Origin of the sequence: Actimicrobium sp. GrIS 1.19, from assembly GCF_035984655.1 — a bacterium.
Lineage (GTDB): Bacteria > Pseudomonadota > Gammaproteobacteria > Burkholderiales > Burkholderiaceae_D > Actimicrobium.
The window spans coordinates 57,622-76,227 of record NZ_JAXCHT010000019.1 but is presented as its reverse complement, the minus strand read 5'-3'; the positions used below and the strand labels follow the sequence as shown (position 1 = coordinate 76,227).

Annotated in this window: 17 protein-coding genes; 6 read left to right on the top strand and 11 right to left on the bottom strand. The window is 61.3% G+C overall.

Features of this window, described 5'->3' with window-relative positions:
• The first annotated feature begins 50 nt into the window (after positions 1-50).
• Together mutS and RCH09_RS13940 are read left to right on the top strand one after the other, a co-directional pair.
• Positions 51-2,705, top strand: coding sequence for a DNA mismatch repair protein MutS (gene mutS / locus RCH09_RS13945; RefSeq protein ID WP_326941721.1), 2,655 nt, complete (start codon positions 51-53; stop codon positions 2,703-2,705).
• 7 nt (positions 2,706-2,712) lie between these two features.
• The gene (locus RCH09_RS13940) at positions 2,713-3,657 is read left to right on the top strand and encodes a hypothetical protein (protein WP_326941720.1); all 945 of its coding nucleotides are present in this window, start codon (positions 2,713-2,715) and stop codon (positions 3,655-3,657) included.
• Between the two features lie 40 nt (positions 3,658-3,697).
• Here the strand turns inward: RCH09_RS13940 and RCH09_RS13935 are convergent, their stop codons facing one another.
• The gene (locus tag RCH09_RS13935) at positions 3,698-4,237 is read right to left on the bottom strand and encodes an FKBP-type peptidyl-prolyl cis-trans isomerase (RefSeq protein WP_326941719.1); all 540 of its coding nucleotides are present in this window, start codon (positions 4,235-4,237) and stop codon (positions 3,698-3,700) included.
• 122 nt (positions 4,238-4,359) lie between these two features.
• On the opposite strand from RCH09_RS13935, the gene RCH09_RS13930 reads away from it, so the two are divergent.
• Together RCH09_RS13930 and RCH09_RS19730 are read left to right on the top strand one after the other, a co-directional pair.
• Positions 4,360-5,484, top strand: coding sequence for a ribosomal protein uL16 3-hydroxylase (locus tag RCH09_RS13930; protein ID WP_326941718.1), 1,125 nt, complete (start codon positions 4,360-4,362; stop codon positions 5,482-5,484).
• Positions 5,485-5,716: 232 nt separating this feature from the next.
• A complete protein-coding gene (locus tag RCH09_RS19730; RefSeq protein WP_442785039.1) occupies positions 5,717-5,962 on the top strand; it encodes a hypothetical protein in 246 nt (81 codons plus the stop codon).
• 79 nt (positions 5,963-6,041) lie between these two features.
• Here RCH09_RS19730 and RCH09_RS13920 read toward each other — a convergent pair whose 3' ends face one another.
• The 9 genes from RCH09_RS13920 to RCH09_RS13880 all read right to left on the bottom strand — a co-directional run bounded on the left by RCH09_RS13920 (position 6,042) and on the right by RCH09_RS13880 (position 14,004).
• A complete protein-coding gene (locus RCH09_RS13920; protein WP_326941716.1) occupies positions 6,042-6,821 on the bottom strand; it encodes an MBL fold metallo-hydrolase in 780 nt (259 codons plus the stop codon).
• Positions 6,822-6,848: 27 nt separating this feature from the next.
• Entirely contained in the window at positions 6,849-8,033 is a 1,185-nt protein-coding gene (gene bamC / locus RCH09_RS13915) for an outer membrane protein assembly factor BamC (protein ID WP_326941715.1), read from the bottom strand.
• 56 nt (positions 8,034-8,089) lie between these two features.
• A complete protein-coding gene (gene dapA, locus RCH09_RS13910) occupies positions 8,090-8,968 on the bottom strand; it encodes a 4-hydroxy-tetrahydrodipicolinate synthase (protein ID WP_326941714.1) in 879 nt (292 codons plus the stop codon).
• Positions 8,969-9,058: 90 nt separating this feature from the next.
• On the bottom strand, positions 9,059-9,625 hold the full coding sequence (locus tag RCH09_RS13905) for a class I SAM-dependent methyltransferase (RefSeq protein ID WP_326941713.1): 567 nt from the start codon (positions 9,623-9,625) through the stop codon (positions 9,059-9,061).
• Positions 9,622-10,824, bottom strand: coding sequence for a tryptophan--tRNA ligase (locus RCH09_RS13900; RefSeq protein ID WP_326941712.1), 1,203 nt, complete (start codon positions 10,822-10,824; stop codon positions 9,622-9,624). The genes RCH09_RS13905 and RCH09_RS13900 overlap by 4 nt, the downstream gene beginning before the upstream one ends.
• 6 nt (positions 10,825-10,830) lie before the next feature.
• Entirely contained in the window at positions 10,831-11,493 is a 663-nt protein-coding gene (locus tag RCH09_RS13895) for a site-2 protease family protein (RefSeq protein WP_326941711.1), read from the bottom strand.
• Positions 11,494-11,555: 62 nt separating this feature from the next.
• Positions 11,556-12,179 (bottom strand): L-threonylcarbamoyladenylate synthase, encoded by a 624-nt coding sequence (locus RCH09_RS13890; protein ID WP_326941710.1) that lies wholly within the window; start codon positions 12,177-12,179, stop codon positions 11,556-11,558.
• A gap of 48 nt (positions 12,180-12,227) precedes the next feature.
• On the bottom strand, positions 12,228-13,097 hold the full coding sequence (gene htpX, locus RCH09_RS13885; RefSeq protein ID WP_326941709.1) for a protease HtpX: 870 nt from the start codon (positions 13,095-13,097) through the stop codon (positions 12,228-12,230).
• 70 nt (positions 13,098-13,167) lie between these two features.
• On the bottom strand, positions 13,168-14,004 hold the full coding sequence (locus RCH09_RS13880; protein WP_326941743.1) for a 3',5'-nucleoside bisphosphate phosphatase: 837 nt from the start codon (positions 14,002-14,004) through the stop codon (positions 13,168-13,170).
• 161 nt (positions 14,005-14,165) lie between these two features.
• On the opposite strand from RCH09_RS13880, the gene RCH09_RS13875 reads away from it, so the two are divergent.
• Positions 14,166-15,926, top strand: a complete 1,761-nt coding sequence (locus RCH09_RS13875) for a tetratricopeptide repeat-containing diguanylate cyclase (RefSeq protein WP_326941708.1) — start codon at positions 14,166-14,168, stop codon at positions 15,924-15,926.
• On the opposite strand, the gene RCH09_RS13870 is transcribed toward RCH09_RS13875, so the two are convergent.
• Entirely contained in the window at positions 15,912-16,793 is an 882-nt protein-coding gene (locus RCH09_RS13870; protein WP_326941707.1) for an alpha/beta fold hydrolase, read from the bottom strand. The two genes, RCH09_RS13875 and RCH09_RS13870, sit on opposite strands and share 15 nt — an antisense overlap.
• Positions 16,794-16,870: 77 nt before the next feature.
• On the opposite strand from RCH09_RS13870, the gene RCH09_RS13865 reads away from it, so the two are divergent.
• Positions 16,871-18,547, top strand: a complete 1,677-nt coding sequence (locus RCH09_RS13865; RefSeq protein WP_326941706.1) for an acyl-CoA synthetase — start codon at positions 16,871-16,873, stop codon at positions 18,545-18,547.
• Positions 18,548-18,606 lie beyond the last annotated feature (59 nt).

Sequence of the window (18,606 nt, the reverse complement as noted above, 5' to 3'; positions counted from 1 at the left end):
CAGTCCGTGCCGTCACCGGCCGATGATTACAGAAAAGAACAAGCCGACGCATGACCCACCAGCCCGACCCCGACCTGAAATCGCATACCCCGATGATGCAGCAGTACCTGCGCATCAAGGCCGATCATCCCGACACCCTGCTGTTCTACCGCATGGGCGATTTCTACGAAGTGTTCTTCGACGATGCCGTCAAGAGCTCACGCCTGCTCGGCATCACCCTGACCCAGCGCGGCAATTCCAACGGCGCGCCGATCAAGATGGCCGGCGTGCCATTTCATGCGGTCGAGCAGTACCTGGCCAAACTGGTCAAGCTGGGCGAGTCGGTGGCCTTGTGCGAGCAGATCGGCGACCCGGCCACCAGCAAGGGACCGGTCGAACGCAAGGTGGTGCGCGTGATCACGCCAGGCACCCTGTCGGACGCCGACCTGCTGCCGGAAAAATCCGACCGCCCGCTGCTGGCACTGTCGGTGCTGGTGCAGCGCAAGCAGTTGACGGTGGGACTGGCCTGGCTCTCGATGGCCAGCGGTGCGCTGCGCATGATGGAATTTGTCACCGATGCCGGCGCCATCGATGCGCGCCTGAAGCAGGAGCTCGAACGCATCGCGCCCGCCGAAATCCTGATTTCCGACGCCACCGATGATTGGCTGCGCGCCTCTGGCGCTATCGCCCGCACGCCGGTGCCGCACTGGCATTTCGACATCCCCAATGGCCGCCGCACGCTGCTCGACCAGCTGGGCGTGGCGACCCTGCAGGGCTTCGGCGCCGACGACCTCGGTGCCGGCTGCGGCGCGGCGGGCGCATTGCTCAAGTATGCCCAGAGCACGCAGGGCAAAGGGCTGGGTCATGTGCGCACCCTCACCGTCGAATCGGAAAACGAATTCATTGGCCTCGATGCCTCCACCCGCCGCAACCTGGAGCTGACCGAGACGATCCGCGGACAGGAAGCCGGCAGCGCCTCGCCGACGCTGTTTTCCTTGCTCGACCATTGCCGCACCGCGATGGGTTCGCGCCTGCTGCGCCATTGGCTGCATCATGCGCGGCGCGACCAGCGCGTGGCCCGGGCCCGCCACGCCGCCATTGCTGCACTGCTGCGCTCCGATGCTGCCGCCGGGCTGGCGACCACGCTGGCGGCGGTCCCCGACGTGGAGCGCATCACCACCCGCATCGCCCTGCTCTCGGCCCGGCCGCGCGACCTGGCCGGCATGCGTGCCGGCTTGCAGCAACTGCCGTCGCTGCGCGCGTATGTCGACATGTGCAATCGCGAAGCCGATGCACCGCTGCTGCGCGAGATTCAGACTGCGCTGGCGACGCCGACGGACTGTCTCGATCTGATCGAACGCGCGATTGCGCCGGAACCCGCCGCGATGGTGCGCGACGGCGGCGTCATCGCACGCGGCTTCGATGCCGAGCTGGACGAACTGCGCGGGCTTTCGGAGAACGCCGGACAATTTCTGGTTGATCTCGAAAGCCGTGAACGCAGCCGCACCGGCATCGCCAATTTGCGCGTCGAATACAACAAGGTGCATGGCTTTTATATCGAAGTCACGCATGGCCAGACCGACAAGGTGCCGGACGATTATCGCCGTCGCCAGACCCTGAAAAATGCCGAGCGCTACATTACGCCGGAACTGAAGGCGTTCGAGGACAAGGCACTGTCGGCGCAGGACCGCGCCCTGACGCGCGAGAAAATCCTGTATGACCAGCTGCTGCGGGATCTGGCCCGGCACATCGGCCTGCTGCAGGAGATTGCGCGCGCGTTGGCCCGTCTCGACACACTGGCGGCACTGGCCGAGCACGCGGCGCGGCACGACTGGTGTGTCCCGCAACTGGTGGCGGAACCGTGCATCACGATCGTCGCGGGTCGGCACCCGGTCGTCGAGAACGTCATCGAACGCTTCATTGCCAACGATTGCGCGTTCAGCGACGAGCATCGCCTGCTGCTGATTACCGGCCCGAACATGGGCGGCAAATCGACCTACATGCGCCAGGTTGCGCTGATCACCCTGCTGGCCTACGTGGGCAGCTACGTGCCGGCCACGGCCGCCACCATCGGCCCGATCGACCGTATCTTTACCCGCATTGGCGCGGCCGACGACCTCGCTGGCGGACGCTCGACGTTCATGGTTGAAATGACGGAATCGGCCGCGATTCTGCATGGCGCCACGGAGCAGTCGCTGGTGCTGATGGATGAAGTCGGACGCGGCACCTCGACCTTCGACGGACTGGCGCTGGCCTGGGCCATCGCCCGCCATCTGATCGACATCACCCGCAGCTTCACGCTGTTTGCCACCCATTACTTCGAGCTGACGCAATTGGCTGACGCCCATCCGACCGCCAGCAATGTGCATCTGTCGGCGATCGAACACAAGGATCGCATCGTCTTCCTGCACGCCGTGCAATCCGGCCCGGCATCGCAGAGCTACGGCTTGCAGGTGGCGCAGCTGGCCGGTGTCCCGCAACCGGTGATCCGCGCCGCGCGCAGGCATCTGGCGCTGCTGGAAGCGCAATCGGTACAGTCGACGCCGCAGTTCGATCTGTTCGCCACCAGTGCCGCGATCGTGCCCGCCGACGAGGTTGCACCGCCGCAGCTGGCCGACGCGCTGCGCGATGCGCTCGACCAGATCGATCCCGATGCGTTGACCCCGCGCGATGCACTGGAACAGCTGTACCTGCTCAAGCAACTCGCCCTTGGCCCGGCCGCATGAGCCGGCCATGTTGAGCCTCGCCCGGCCTGCACTGCTGGCGATGTTATTGGTCGCCGGCGTCGCCGATGCCGCTGGCGCCGGCTTTGATATCGGCATCATCGCGCCGACTGCGCGTGCCGCCGGCGAGGACAGCGCGGTGCGGCGCGCCATCGCCGAGAGCGACGAGGACAACCTCGCATTCGTGGTGGTCAACGGCATCAAGAGCGCCGAAGAAGGCTGTGATGATGCGCTGTATCTCGAACGTAAACTGCTGTTCGATGCGGCAAAAAACGGCGTGATCGTCGCGCTCAACGGTGACGATTGGGTCGACTGCAAGAATGCGGCGGGACGGTCGATTGCCGCGGAACGCCTGAATCGCCTGCGCGAATTGCTCTACGTCGACGATTTTTCATTCGGCGGTAGCAAGATTCCCGTATCGCGCCAGTCAAACACGGCAAAATTTCGCACCTACACGGAAAACATGCGCTGGGAATTCGGTCCCATCCTGTTCGCCACCGTCAATCTGCCGGCAGCCAACAACCACTATTTGCAGGCGGCCGGTCGCAACAATGAATTCGAAGACCGCCTGATTGCCAATCATGACTGGTTGCAGCGACTGATGACGATTGCGTCGCGTCGCAAACTGGAGGGACTGGTCTTGTTCTGTGACGGCAATCCCATGACACCGCCGCAGGCGCAATACCGGCGCGACGGCTTCGCTGAAATTCGCGCCCAGCTCAGGCAGCTTGCGACACACTTTTCCGGCCGGATCCTGATCGTGCATCAGGGCCTGCAGCACGACCCTGACCATGTCGACGGGATCCGCTGGCGCGGCAATCTGGGCACCGTTGCGGTCACGCCGGGATGGATGCGGCTGCATGTGGAGCCTGGAACGCCGGGCCTGTTCCAGCTCAATGCCCTTGAGACGACCGATTCGGGCCGCAGCAACGGCAAAAAAAAACCGCAACCCTGAAGCGGTTGCGGTTTTGTGACAGCGTGCAGACGCAGCGGTTTCAGTGCACCGGGTGGCTTCGGAACTGATCGCCCGCTTCGTCATCGGGTTCGTCGTGATGATGGCCGTGTGCACCGTGGACATGCTCGTGAACGATTTCTTCATCGGTCGCGGCACGCACTTCGGCGACTTTCAAGGTAAAGCGCAACGCCATCCCGGCCAGCGGATGATTGCCATCCAAAACCACCTTGTCGTCGGCAATGTCGGTGACCGTGAAAATCATCGATTCGTCATCGTCTTCGCCGCCATCGGGCAAGCCTTCGAACTGCATGCCGACTTCAAGCGGGGTTGGCAGGCGGTCGCGTGGCTCGACCTTGACCAGCGCTGGATCGTATTCACCGAACGCATCGTCCGGCTCAACCTGAATCGTGGTGTCGAAGCCGGCATCCTTGCCATCGAGCGCTTCTTCAATCTTTGGCAGCGTGTTTTCGTAACCGCCGTGCAGATACACCATTGGCTCGCGCCCTTCTTCGATCAGATTGCCCTGGGCATCCGACAGTGTGTAGTTGACGGTCACTACCGTATTCTTGGCAATCTTCATGGGGAACCCTTTCAATAAGTGATCGGCGGATTATACCTGTCGCGCTTGCAGTGGGCGATGCATCGCACCAAAAAGGCGGCGCGCAGGTCGGTCGCAACCGCCCCTGAGGCTATAATGCGGCGATGAAAAAACTGACTCTGTTGGGTGGCGTGACACCCGCGCAATTCCTCAAGGAATTCTGGCACAAGAAACCCTGCGTGATTCGCCAGGCCATTCCCGGCTTCGCGCCCATCATTTCGCGCGAAGCCTTGTTCGAAATGGCTGGCCGTGACGATGTCGAATCGCGTCTGGTGACGCACTTCCGGCAGAAATGGGAAATGCAATCGGGCCCGCTCGATGCCATTCCGGCCATCACCAAGCGTGACTGGACTCTGCTGGTGCAAGGGGTGAACCTGCACGACGACGCAGCCGATGCGCTCTTGCGCCAATTCAATTTTCTGCCCGATGCGCGTCTTGACGATCTGATGATCAGCTATGCGACCGACGCCGGTGGGGTCGGTCCTCATGTAGATTCCTACGACGTCTTCCTGCTACAGGCGCAAGGCACCCGTCGCTGGCGCATTGGGGCACAGCAGGACCTGACCCTGCAAGCGGGCGTACCGCTGAAAATCCTGCAGCGCTTCGCACCGAGTGAAGAATTCGACCTGGAACCGGGTGACATGCTGTACTTGCCGCCAAACTATGCGCACGAAGGCGTGGCAATCGGCGAGTGCATGACCTATTCGATCGGATTCCGCGCGCCGTCGTACCAGGAATTGGGCGAATCGTTCCTGCAGTTCATGACCGATTCGATCGACTTGCCGGGCCAGTACGCCGATGCGGAGCTGGCGCCGACCACCCGTCCGGCCGAGATCAGCGCCGCAATGCTGGCGCAAGTCAGCGCCGAGCTCAACAAGGTGCAATTCACCCGTGACGATATCGCCATCTTTTTGGGCGAATATCTGTCCGAGCCAAAATCCAGCGTGTCCTTTGAACCAGTCAAACGACCATTGACGCTGGATAAATTCATGGCGCTTGCGGGCAAGCGCGGCGTGCGCCTGTCGCGAAAAACGCAGATGCTGTATCGAGGTGAGCTTGTCTTCATCAATGGCGAGTCGTTCGCCGTGAGCCGCGCGGACAAGGCGCTGCTGAGCGTACTGGCCGATCAGCGCACACTTGATGGAGAGGCAATCGCGACCGCCTCGCTGGACGTGGCCGAAGCGTTGCACGACTGGTATCGCCAAGGCTGGCTGCTCCTTGAAAAATGATCGAAGCGATGCGTTTTGCGCTCTGTTGCATCTTGTTACTTACCAATAAGCAAAGCCGGGTCGTATCGAAACAATAAATCCGTTATAATTAGCCGCTTAGGAATGCCTGGCTTTGTATCTCTTTTATCGCAGTCAAATTGGAAACACAGCCAAGTTTTTCTATAGAGCGATAATTACCGGTAATTATTCATCGCACAATTTTTATAAATTTGTTTTCCTTGAAGGAATATCCATGAAAAAAACTCTGTTGATCGCCTCCCTGTTGGCTCTGGCTCTTGCTGCTTGCGGCAAAAAAGAAGAAGCCGCTGCTCCTGCACCAGCTCCTGAAGTCGCCGCTCCAGCACCAGCTCCTGCTGCTCCAGCCGCTGACGCAATGAAGCCAGCTGATCCTGCTGCTGCTCCAGCCGCTCCTGCTGCTGATGCCAAGCCAGCTGACGCTGCTCCAGCTGCAGATGCAATGAAGCCAGCCGGTAAGTAATTTTTCCCGGTATTAAAAAGCCGACTTTCGAGTCGGCTTTTTTTCGTCTGGCGCAAGCTGACAGCGGCTCACGTCTTCATCATTCCAGTTCCAGCCAGCCAAATCCGTCGGCCTGATCGGCAATCGTGATCGCCGCAGTCGTCGTTCCCCCGAGCCCGGCAGCTATTGCCGCTGCCGCCAGCGCGGCGGTGTTATTTTGTTTGCTCAAATGTGCACCGATCACCATCGACAATCTGGATTTGTCGAGCGCGGCCAGGATGTCCCGGCTACTGTCGTTCGACAAATGACCGTAGGCGCCACCGATGCGTCGTTTTAGCGAGGGTGGATAAACGGAATTGGCAAGCATGACGCGGTCGTGATTACACTCCAGCACCAACGCATCGCAGCCATTGAGTGCACTCACCAGATGCGTGGTCATGTGTCCGGCATCAGTGAGTACCCCGAGCCTGCCGTTGCCGTCCTGCGCCACATATTGCACCGGCTCGCGGGCGTCATGCGGCACCGTGAAAGGTGTCAGTTCGAGATCGCCGATGGCGAGTGCTTCGCCGTCACGACAGAAATGAATCTCCACGCCGCTGCAGTCGGCGTTAACCGCCTGAAACGTCCCGTAACTCAGCCAGACCGGCACCCGATGACGCCGTGCAAATTTGAAGACGCCACTGACGTGGTCGGAATGCTCGTGCGTGACCACGATGCCGGACAGGTCCGCAGCAGCCAGGCCGAGCCTGGCCAACCGGCGTTCGGTTTCACGAATGGCAAAGCCGCAGTCAAGCATGACGTTGGTTCTTGTCATGCCTGATGCGGCTGCTATCAGTAGCGCGTTACCTTCGCTGCCACTGCCGAGACTGGCGAATTTCAAGGGCGGTGGCCGCTTGACGCCAGGCGCTTACTTGAGCTGCTCGTTGAGCAGCGTCAGAATGCGGTCGGCGGTGCTCGACGTCTCGGGATTGCCAGCGCCATTGAGCACGGTGACGCGGCTGTTGGCGCCGAATTCCTTGACCGAGACGCGATAACGCTGCGCGCCCTTGGCCTTGTCGTCGGAGCTGGTGAACAGGCGCGAGAAGAAGCCCTTTTCCTTCGATGGCGTGCTCTGCGCATCCTTGTTCAAGTCGACGTAGCGCACGTAATACACACCTTGCACCCGGTCGCGATCTTCAACGGTAAACCCGACGCGGTCCAGCGCAAGGCCAACCCGACGCCAGGCGCGGTCGAAGGCTTCGTCGACTTCAACGTAACCGCCGGCGCCTTCCTTGACCATCTTGGCATGGGCCTGCTGCGTGGTGGCTTGCGCCACGGTTGCCTTGGCCTTGACTTCTTCGACGCCGAGACGCGCCAGCAGACGTGACAGGAATTCGGCTTCGAGTTCAGGATCAACCGGACGCGGGGTCCACACCGAACTGTCCTTTTGTTGACCAACCAGGACTTCCTGGGCGCCACGATGGCTGATGTAAATCTCCGTGCTGCCATCGGCGCGGCGTTCGAGGCGCGTACGGAATTTGTCCCGCTCGCCGGTCGAGTACAGCGAGTCGAGCACCTTGCCGATCGAGTTGCGGATAAAGTCCTGCGGAATCTTGGCGCGATTTTCCGCCCAATCGGTTTCCATGATGCCGGCTTCCGGCGTTTCGATATTGATCAGAAAACCGGAGTCCTGCCAAAAATCCTTGATCTGCGGCCACAGCACTTCCGGAGTCTGACTCACGACCAGCCAACGCTGGTTGCCGTCGCGCTCAACCCGTGCCTGCGGCGTCACGACCGGCGCAATCACATTGGGTGTCGCCAGGGTAGCCTGCGGCTTGGTGCCCGCCTGCGCGTTGTACCCCGATGCCGTCGCGGTGCCGCGATTGGCTTCCGGGATCGCATAGCGACTGTCGCGCTGGAGCTGGGTCAGATCCGGCGGCACTTCCAGATTCGTGGTGTTTGCCTTGCTGGCGCTTTTGTAATCCAGCCGATTCGGCTCCAGCATCGTCGTCAATGATCCACAGCCGGCCAGGCTTGCCAGCGCAAGCGCCAGAATGGTATTACGCTCAAAAGAAGAATGGCGTGCAGTTTCAGTGTTCTTGCGAATAGTCATGTCGATACGGTTTGAGAGTCGAATGGAGTTCGAAGGATGCATCGAACGAAAGCGGCTTATTGTAGTACACCAGATTCACGCATCGCGGTACGGACCACGTCACGGTATTCTTCGCCAAGCGGAACCAGCGGTAGCCGCATGCCCGATTCAATCAGGCCGGCTTCGTGCATCGCCCATTTCAGCGGCACCGGATTGGGTTCGACAAATAATTTATTGTGCAACGGCAGCAGGCGATTATTGATCTTGATGGCATCGGCAATCCGCCCTTCCATCGCTGCGACACACAATTCGTGCATCGCGCGCGGGGCGATGTTGGCGGTCACCGAGATGTTGCCCTTGCCGCCGCAGAACATCAGCGCCATCGCCGTTGGATCGTCACCCGAATAGACTGCAAACGAGGCCGGTGCGAGACGCAACAGATCGACGCCGCGGGCGATATTGCCGGTTGCATCCTTGACGCCGATGATGCCTGGCACGCCGGCAAGACGCAGAATGGTTTCATTGCTCATATCGGCCACGGTGCGGCCCGGCACGTTGTACAAAATCGCCGGAAAGTCGACTGACTCGGCGATTTTCCTGAAATGCTGGTACATGCCTTCTTGCGTCGGCCGGTTGTAATACGGCACCACCAGCAGAGCCGCATCGGCGCCGACGCTCTTGGCAAAACGGGTCAGTTCGATCGCTTCGGCGGTCGAATTGCCGCCCGTGCCGGCAATGATCGGAATGCGCTTTGCGGTATGTTCGACCGCCACCTTGATCAATTCGCAGTGCTCGTCGACCGTGACCGTCGGCGATTCACCCGTCGTGCCAACGATGACGATGCTGTCAGTGCCTTCGGCGATGTGCCAGTCGATCAATTTGCGTAACCCGGGCAAATCGAGACTGCCATCGGCGTGCATCGGAGTGACGATTGCAACTATGCTGCCAGTGATCATGATGAGCTGTGGACGAAAAGAATTAAAGCGACGATTGTAGCGGATAGCCAGCAGCAACGGGGCCGCGTTGCACCATTGGATAACAAAGCATTACAAATGACCACCGCCGGACGATGGCGTCAGCGCGCCGCGGATGGCGCACAGGCGTTGCAGCATGGCTGGCTTGGGCTGGCTCACGCGGCCGTCTTCGAAAGCCAGCACATGCATGTGGCACGGCGCAGCAGCAGTGGCCTGCAGCAGTTCTGCCGGTTGCAGCAGGAAATCCGGATTGGACGGTTTGCCGAACAGCGCGTTGCCTGCGGCGAAGGTTTCGTAGATCAGCACGCCGCCTTCGATCAGGCTGTCGAACAGCAGCGGCAGCAGCGGTCGATGCAGATAGTTGGTCACGACAATGCCGGCGAACGCCTGCGGCCTGAGCCAAGTTCCGAGCACCGCATCAGCCGCTTCGAGGTCGACGCACAGCGTCTCGATCCTGTGGCCGTCCAGTGCATCCAGCGCCGCCTGGTCGCGGTCCACCGCCAGCACGGCAAATCCGGCCGCCGCCAGCAAGCGCGCATGACGGCCGGTCCCGCATGCCAGGTCAAGCACCCGACCCGCAGGAATGCAGGTGACGAAGCGCGCCACCCAGGCCGACGGCGCGGCAATGGGCGCGTTCAACTGTAGGACAGTCCCATTGCTTCACGCACGTCGCGCATGGTTTCCTGCGCCAGCTTGCGCGCGGTATCGCAGCCATCCGCAACGATGGCGCGCACCAGCGACGGATCGTCGAGATAGACCTGGGCCCGCTCGCGCATGGGCTCCTGCTCTTTCAGGATGGCGTCGATCACCGGCTGCTTGCATTCGAGGCAGCCGATACCGGCGCTCTTGCAGCCCTTGGCCGCCCATTCCTTGGTCGGCTGATCCGAATACACCAGATGCAACTGCCACACCGGGCAGCGGTCCGGATCGCCCGGATCGGTGCGCCGCACGCGCGCCGGATCAGTCGGCATGGTGCGGATTTTTTTGGTCAGGCTGTCCTTGTCTTCGCGCAGCGCAATCGAATTGCCATAGCTCTTGGACATCTTCTGGCCATCGAGCCCGGGCAGGCGCGACGATTCGGTCAGCCGTGATTGCGGCTCGACCAGGATCAGCTTGCGACTGCCCTCCAGATAACCGAACAGCCGCTCGCGATCGATCATGCTCAGATTCTGGGTATCGTCGAGCATCGCCTTGGCCTGCTCGAGCGCCTCGCCCTGGCCCTGCTCCTGATACGCATTGCGCAATTCGTTGTAGATCTTGGCGCGCTTGCCGCCGAGCTTCTTGACGGCATCGCGGGCTTTCTCTTCAAAGCCCTTTTCCTTGCCATACAGATGATTGAAGCGGCGCGCGATCTCACGCATCATTTCCACGTGCGGCACCTGATCGGCGCCCACCGGTACCTGGCTGGCGCGGTAAATCAGCACATCGGCCGCCTGCAACAACGGATAGCCGAGAAAGCCATAGGTCGCCAGATCGCGGTCGGCCAGTTTCTCCTGCTGATCCTTGTAGGTCGGGACGCGTTCGAGCCAGCCCAGCGGCGTCGCCATCGACAGCAGCAGATGCAGCTCTGCATGCTCCGGCACCTGCGACTGGATGAACAGCGTCGCCTGTGACGGATCGACGCCAGCGGCCAGCCAATCGATGAGCATGTCCCAGGTGCTTGTCTCGATAATGCTCGGATCGTCGTAATGGGTCGTCAGCGCATGCCAGTCGGCCACAAAGAACAGGCACGGCAGCTCGGATTGCAGCTTGACCCAATTCTTGAGGGCGCCGTGAAAGTGGCCAAGGTGCATCGCACCGGTTGGGCGCATGCCCGAGACAACGCGATCAGGATACATAGTCGATCAATTTAAAAGTAGGTTGAAGGGTGCGGTCAGCACGGTGAGTATGGCTGCGCCGGCCAGCATGACCGGCTGCACCCAGATCGGATACAGAATCTTGGTCATCGCCAGTCCAAGCACAATGAAAAATCCATAGGGTTCGAGTTTGGCATACTGGAATGCGGCCTTATTGGGCAGCAGGCTGAACATGATGCGTCCGCCATCGAGCGGCGGAATCGGAAACAGGTTGAAGGCGAATACCACCAGATTCACGGTCACGCCGGCCTCGACCATCTTGAAGAAGAACGGTTCGGTGACGCCCGACAGTGTCAGGCCGATGCCCAGCAATGCCCACATCAATCCCATGAACAGATTCGACGCCGGCCCTGCCAGCGCCACCCAGCGCATGTCGCGCTTGGGATTGCGCAGGCGACCGAAGTCGACCGGGACCGGCTTGGCATAGCCGAACAGGAATGCGCCGCCAGTGAAAAAATAGAGCAGCACCGGGATCAGGATGGTGCCGAACAGATCGATGTGCGGAATCGGATTGAGCGTCATGCGCCCGGCCGCATAGGCCGTGTTGTCGCCAAAGTAGCGCGCGGCGAACGCATGGGCTGCTTCGTGCAGCGTAATGGCAAACAGCACCGGCAAGGCATAGACCGCGACGGTCTGGATTAAATCATTCATGGGCGGGATTCTAGCAGAGGGAGAGTCAAGAACCGCCGGACAGCGCAGTCACGGAAGAATCATCAGAAGCCAAACAGCGATACCGCGCCGCGCCCGGTGCGCAGCAATACCGGTTCAGGGCCGCTCAGGTCGACCACCGTGGTCGGTTCCAGACTGCACGGCCCGCCATCGATGATCAGATCAAGCTGCTTTTCAAGCCGGTCGCGGATGGTTTCGGCATCGTTGATGGCGATCTCGTCGCCCGGCAGGATCAGGGTCGTGCCCAGCAACGGCTGCCCCAGCTCCTGCAGCAGCGCCTGCGCAATCGGATGTTGCGGCACGCGCAGTCCGATGGTCTTGCGCGAGGGATGGCTGACCCGGCGCGGCACTTCCCGGGTCGCCTCGAGGATGATCGTGTAGGCGCCCGGCGTGACCGCCTTGAGCATGCGGTATTGCCGGTTGTCGACCTGCGCATACTGCGAAATTTCGGCCAGATCGCGACACAGCAAGGTCAGGTGATGCTTGTCGTCGACGCCGCGAATCCGGCGCAGCCGCGTCACCGCATCCTTGTCATCGAGATGGCAGACCAGCGCATACGACGAGTCGGTCGGCAACGCCACGATGCCGCCGGAATGAATGATCTGCGCGGCCTGACTGATCAGGCGCGCCTGCGGGTTCTCGGGATGCATCTGAAAAAATTGCGCCATAAAAAACAACGGCGGCCACGCGGGCCGCCAGACCTTCCGGTAAAAAAATTAGCGTTGGCCGCGCAACGCGGCGATACGTTCTTCCAGCGGCGGATGGGTTGAAAACAAGGCGGAGAATCCCGGCTTGTCATTGATGCCCATCGACGCCAGTGCCTGCGGCAATCCGTTCGGTTCCATGCCGCCAAGCCGGGCCAGCGCATGCACCATTGGTTCCGGCGAGCCCAGCAGTTTGGCCGACCCGGCATCGGCGCGGAATTCACGATGGCGCGAAAACCACGCGACGATGATGGAGGCGCCGATGCCGAACACGATTTGCGACACGAACACCGTCACCATGTAGCCGATACCAGGACCTTCGTTGTCGCGCGAAATCGCGCGATCGACCAGATAGCCGACCACCCGCGAGAGAAACACCACGAAGGTATTGACGACACCCTGGATCAGCATCATCGTGACCATGTCGCCATTGGCGACGTGGGCGATTTCATGACCCAGCACCGCTTCGATTTCGTCCTTCGTCATCGATTCAAGCAAGCCGGTCGAGACTGCCACCAGCGCCGAATTCTTGAACGCCCCGGTGGCAAATGCATTGGCTTCGCCGTCATACACCGCAACCTCGGGCATGCTGATGCCGGCCCGTTGCGCCAGCTTGCCGACCGTGTCGACAAGCCAGACCTCGGTGGAATTGGCCGGCGCGTCGATCACCCGCGCCCCGGTCGACCACTTCGCCATCTGCTTGCTGATCAGCAGCGAAAAAATCGATCCGGTAAAGCCGACCACCAGCGAGAACACCATCAGCATCGGCAGGTTCAGTCCGGTACCGGTCAGAAAGCGATCGACACCCAGCAGCGACAACACGATCGCCATCACGGCCATCACTGCGATATTGGTAGCCAGAAACAGGATGATGCGCTTCATGCAGAGTCCCCACGAGTTAATGAATTACGCGTTACATGCGGCCATTGCGGGGAGATTTCAAGACCAGCAGTCACAAACCCCAATCGACCCAGACCGGCGTGACGGAAGGCGGCAGCGGCGGCAGTTCGCCCAGATCAACGCGCGATTCGCCCGGGCCGTGGAAATCGGACCCGCGCGAACCGCGCAAGCCGAAGTGTTTTGCTACCCGGGCATATTCGTCGTACTGATCCACGGTGTGGCTGCCGGTCACCACTTCGATGCCCGCGCCGCCGAGCTGGATGAATTCGTCCAGCATGGCATTGCGTTGCAATTCGCTGAAATGATAACGGCCCGGGTGCGCCACCACGGCGATGCCGCCGGCGCCCCGGATCCATTCGACCGCCTGTTTCAACGTGGCCCAGCGGTGCGGGACATAGCCGGGTTTGCCCTCGATTAAATATTTACTGAACACGCTGGCCACATCGCTGCAGATACCCAGTTCGATGATGTAGCGCGCAAAGTGGGTGCGCGAAATCAGGTCCGGATTGCCGACAAATTTGAGCGCACCGGCAAAGGCATCGGGAATGCCGACCTGCGCGAGCTGCCGCGCCATCTCGTGGGCACGCTGTTCGCGACCCGAGCGCGTGCTGTCGAGGCCGTCGACCAGCTGCTGGTTGGTCTCATCGATTTGCAATCCGATGATATGGACGGTCTCGCCACCCCAGGTAATCGAAATTTCGACGCCGGCAACGTATTGCAGATCAAGTGCCCGCGCCGCTGCACGGGCGGCCGCGATGCCGCTGACTTCGTCATGGTCGGTCAAGGCCCAGACATCGACGCCGTTGGCCTTGGCCCGCGCGGCAACCGCCGCGGGTCCGAGCAAGCCGTCGGAAATGGTGGAATGGCAATGCAAATCGAAATTCATCACTTTGATCACTTTGTTAACGCCCGCACTATTAATTTCTCAAGTTTTCGATTGTAACGTGCCGAAAGCGGTGAGCATGGCAATCGATGTGGCATGATTACTGAAACTCGTTTGACTGCGCCACTTTCGGCGTACCGAACCACTTAAACCAAGACTTGCAACCCATGGCCGCAACCCGCTTTTCTGCAACCGCCGAAGTTGGCGCACTGAACCACGCTGCCTGGCAATGTCAATATACCGATCCGGCGCGCGCACTCGAGCACGCGTTGCGCGGCGTGGCGTTGGCACAGGAACTCAATGATCAAATGGGGCTGGCCTATGCGTTGCTCAACAAGGCCTTGCACGAGCTCAGCTTTTGTCCGGTCGAACAGGCCGAAGCCACGCTGCTGAGCGCACACGCCTGTTTTGATGCACTCAACGATCCGCGCGGCCTGATGCTGGTGCAAACCGGCCGCGGGGGATGCCTGTTGCTGCGGAATGAAATCGATGCCGCGCAACAGGTGCTGGAAGAAGTCATGCGCGCGCCGGAAAGCATCCGTGAACCGCTCGATGCCTACTACGCCCTCTACCGCCTCGGCTACATTCATTTCCATCGGGGCGAAGTGCAGGAAGGATTGCGCTACTACTACAACGCGCTGGGACTGGTGCAGCATCGCAAGTCGCTGCCGCTGGCCTGCCAGGCACTGTCGGATCTTGGCTCGGCGCAAATGGAACTGGCCAATTACGACGAAGCACGCAATCTGCTGGAACAGGCCTTCGAAATTTCGAAGACGGTTGCCGTCTCGTTTCGCCACCTGATCATCGCCAATCTGGCCAGCGTGCATCTGGAAACCGGCAACCCCGCCGCGGCACTGGCGCTGATCGAAGACCACATTCCCGGCTGCAGCACCTTCTTTCGCGCCGGCGAGCGCGCCTTCCTCGATGTGGTCGCCGCACAAGCCTACGCCGCACTCGGACGCTGGGACGAAGCCTTGCCACTGGCAGAGGCGGCGCTGACGGAATCCCGCTCCATCGACGATCTTGAAATCACCAACCAGTCGCTGTGGATGCGTGGCGTCATCGAGAACGGCATGGGTCACCAGCAGCAGGCGCTGACCTATCTGCTGGACGCCGAGCGCGGCTTCGACAAGGTCAAGAATGTGTTCTACATCCTGCACGTCTATCGGGCCCTGGCCGACACCTACCGCAGTCTTGATCAGTGCGATCTTGCCTACGGCTATCTGGACACGTTTCATCGCGCCTATGAAGCGGCGCTTGGCTCAAGCTCGAAGGCGCGCTTCTTCACACTGCAGATCCAGCATGAACTGGCGCGCGCCGAACTCGAACGCGACTACGCACTGCAGCAGCACAGCAAGCTGGAAGAGGTCAATCTGGCGCTGCTGCGCAAGATCGATGAAGTCGAAGCCCTGCAGGCAGCGCTGCACGAGCAGGCCGTGCGCGACCCGCTGACCGGCCTGTACAACCGGCGTTTTCTGGATGCGCAACTGACCCCGATGCTGGAACTGGCTGGCCGCAACGGTCATACCGTGTGCGTGGTGCTGATCGACGTCGACCACTTCAAGCGCGTCAACGATGATTTTGGTCACGCCATTGGCGATCAGGTGCTGGTCAAGCTGAGCGATCTGCTGCTTGAGCACATGCGCAGCAGCGACCTGGCGGTGCGCTATGGCGGCGAAGAGTTCTGCCTGGTGTTTCCGGTCGCAACCGCCGCCGACACCGATCAGAAACTGCGCACCTTGCTGCAACAGTTCCAGGCCTTCTCGTTGCTGTCTTCCGGCCATGCCCTGACGGGCCAATCATTCTCGGCCGGCATTGCGGAATTTCCGCACCATGGCGTCACTGCCGACACCCTGCTCAAGGTTGCCGACACGATGCTGTACCGGGCCAAGAGCGAAGGCCGCGCACGCATCCTACTGGCCAGCTAAAAAGTTCTCGATCAGTGTCGCCAGTTGCTCGGGCTGGTCATGATGCAGCATGTGCCCGGCGCGTTCGATCATCTCCGTTTGCACCTGCGCCAGGAAACCGATACGCCGATCGATTTCGATGCGCGCCTGTTCCTTTGGCCCCATCCAGCGCCAGACATCGGTGTCGGCCGCTTCAACCCAGAGCACCGGTGCCGTGATCTGACGCCAGCAGGCCATGACTTCCTCGACCCGATACAGCAGCGGACTGGACAGCTTGTGCGCCGGATCGCCGAGGATGCGCCAGCTCTCGGCGTCCTGGCGCACAGCCCAATGTCCCGACAGGAATTCGGCGCGCGCATCGGTCAGGCGCGGATTGGTCTTCTGCAAGCGCGCGGCCACCTCGCGTTGCGACGCATACGTGCGCAACGCACCCGGGGTGGCCAGCTCATCGAGCCATTTCGCGTAGCGCTGCGGCGCCTGCTCCGGCTGCGTCACCGGCATGCCGAAGCCTTCCAGATTGATCAACCGCGCGACGCGGTGCGGGCGCACGCCGGCATACAAGGTGGCGACGTTGCCGCCCATGCTGTGTCCCAGCAAATTCACCGGCTGCTGTGGGGAATAGTGTTGCAGGATCGCGTCGAGGTCGCCCAGATAATCGGCGAACCAGTAGCTGTCCGAGCCGGAACTGTCGGTCAGGCCGAAACCGCGCCAGTCCGGCGCGATCACATGCCAGTCGCGCTGCAACCCGTCGACCACGAACTGAAACGAGGCCGAGACATCCATCCAGCCATGCACCATGAACAGTACCGGCGCGTCGGCGTTGCCCCAATGGCGAATGTGATACTGCAGACCACGTACCGTGATAAATTCAGAGCGAGAAGGTTTCATGTTTTCCTGAGGTGGCAGTGCGCTATCCGGAAGATTCCTAAAATAGAACGACCGTGCAAAATTATACCGGAGACACCATGTCAGCAGTCAGCAACGTGCGCGACGACTACCGCACCCTCTACGACAATTTTCGCTGGCACATTCCCACCCGCTTCAATATTGCCGAGGTGTGCAGCCGGCGCTGGAGCCGTGATGCGCATCGCATTGCGCTGCGTTGCGAAGACGCCGACGGCGACATCATCGAGCTGAGCTACGCGGAACTGCAACAGGAAGCCAACCGCCTCGCCAATGCGTTGCGCTTTCTGGGGGTACAGCAGCAGGACCGGATCGCCATCATCCTGCCGCAACGGGTCGAAACCGCCATCGCGCACATGGCCAGCTACCAGCTCGGCGCGATTGCCATGCCGATGTCGATCCTGTTCGGCCCCGACGCGCTGGAGTACCGCCTGCACGACAGCGAGGCCACGGTGGCCATCGTCGATCGCGCCGGTCTCGACAACCTGCTGGCCAGCCGCGCCAGTTGCGTCGCCCTGAAACACATCATCTATGTCGACGGCGAGTACGCCGGTTGCCTCGACTGGCACGAACTGCTGGCCGAGGCATCGACCGATTTCACGCCGGTCGACACGCTGGCCAGCGACCCGGCGATCCTGATCTACACCAGCGGCACCACCGGCGCGCCAAAGGGTGCACTGCTGCCGCACGCGGCGCTGATTGGCAACCTGACTGGCTTCGTGGCGTCGCAAAACTGGTTTCCGCAACCAGGCGACGTATTCTGGTCGCCGGCCGACTGGGCCTGGACTGGCGGCCTGATGGACGCGTTGCTGCCGACCCTGTATTTCGGCCACACCATCGTTGGTTATCAGGGGCGCTTCAGTGCCGAGGTCGCGTTCCGCATCCTGCAGGACCATGCAGTGACGAATGCGTTTCTGTTTCCGACCGCCCTGAAGATGATGATGAAAGCCGAGCCGCTGCCGCGCCGGCGCTGGCGACTCAAGCTGCGCGCTATCATGAGCGCCGGCGAAGCGGTGGGCGATGCGGTGTTCCACTGGGGCCAGACTGCGCTGGGCGTGACCATCAATGAAATGTTCGGCCAGACCGAAATGAATTACCTGGTCGGCAATAGCGCCGAGCGCTGGCCGGCGCGGCCGGGCAGCATGGGACGGCCCTACCCCGGCCATCGGGTCGCAGTAGTCGATGACGCTGGTGTCGAAGTCGCCGTTGGCGAAACTGGCGAGGTGGCGTTGCACCGGCTCGACCGGCATGGCACGCCCGACCCGATTTTCTTTCTCGGCTACTGGAAGAATCCGCAGGCAACGGCACAAAAATATCGCGGCGACTGGTGCTGCACGGGCGACCTTGCATCGATGGATGCGGATGGCTATCTCTGGTATCAGGGACGTGCCGACGACATGTTCAAGGCCGCCGGATATCGTATCGGCCCCTCCGAAATCGAGAATTGCCTGGTCAAGCACGCCGCAGTTGCGAACGCCGCCGTGGTGCCAAAACCGGATGCCGAGCGGGGCAATCTGGTCAAGGCGTTCGTGGTTCTGGTGGCCAGCGTGGAGCGCAATCCGGATGCGGATGCCGCCTTGAAGATCGCCCTGCAACAACATGTGCGCGGACAGCTGGCGCCGTATGAGTACCCGAAGGAAATCGAATTCATCGACGCCCTGCCGATGACCACCACCGGCAAGCTGCTGCGCCGCGTGCTGCGCGATCTGGAAGCGCAGCGGGGGGCGCCGCCAGCCTGACGCCGCTGGCCCGATCAACGCGGCGTCGGCGGTGCGATGCAGGACAGCGGTAAAATGCC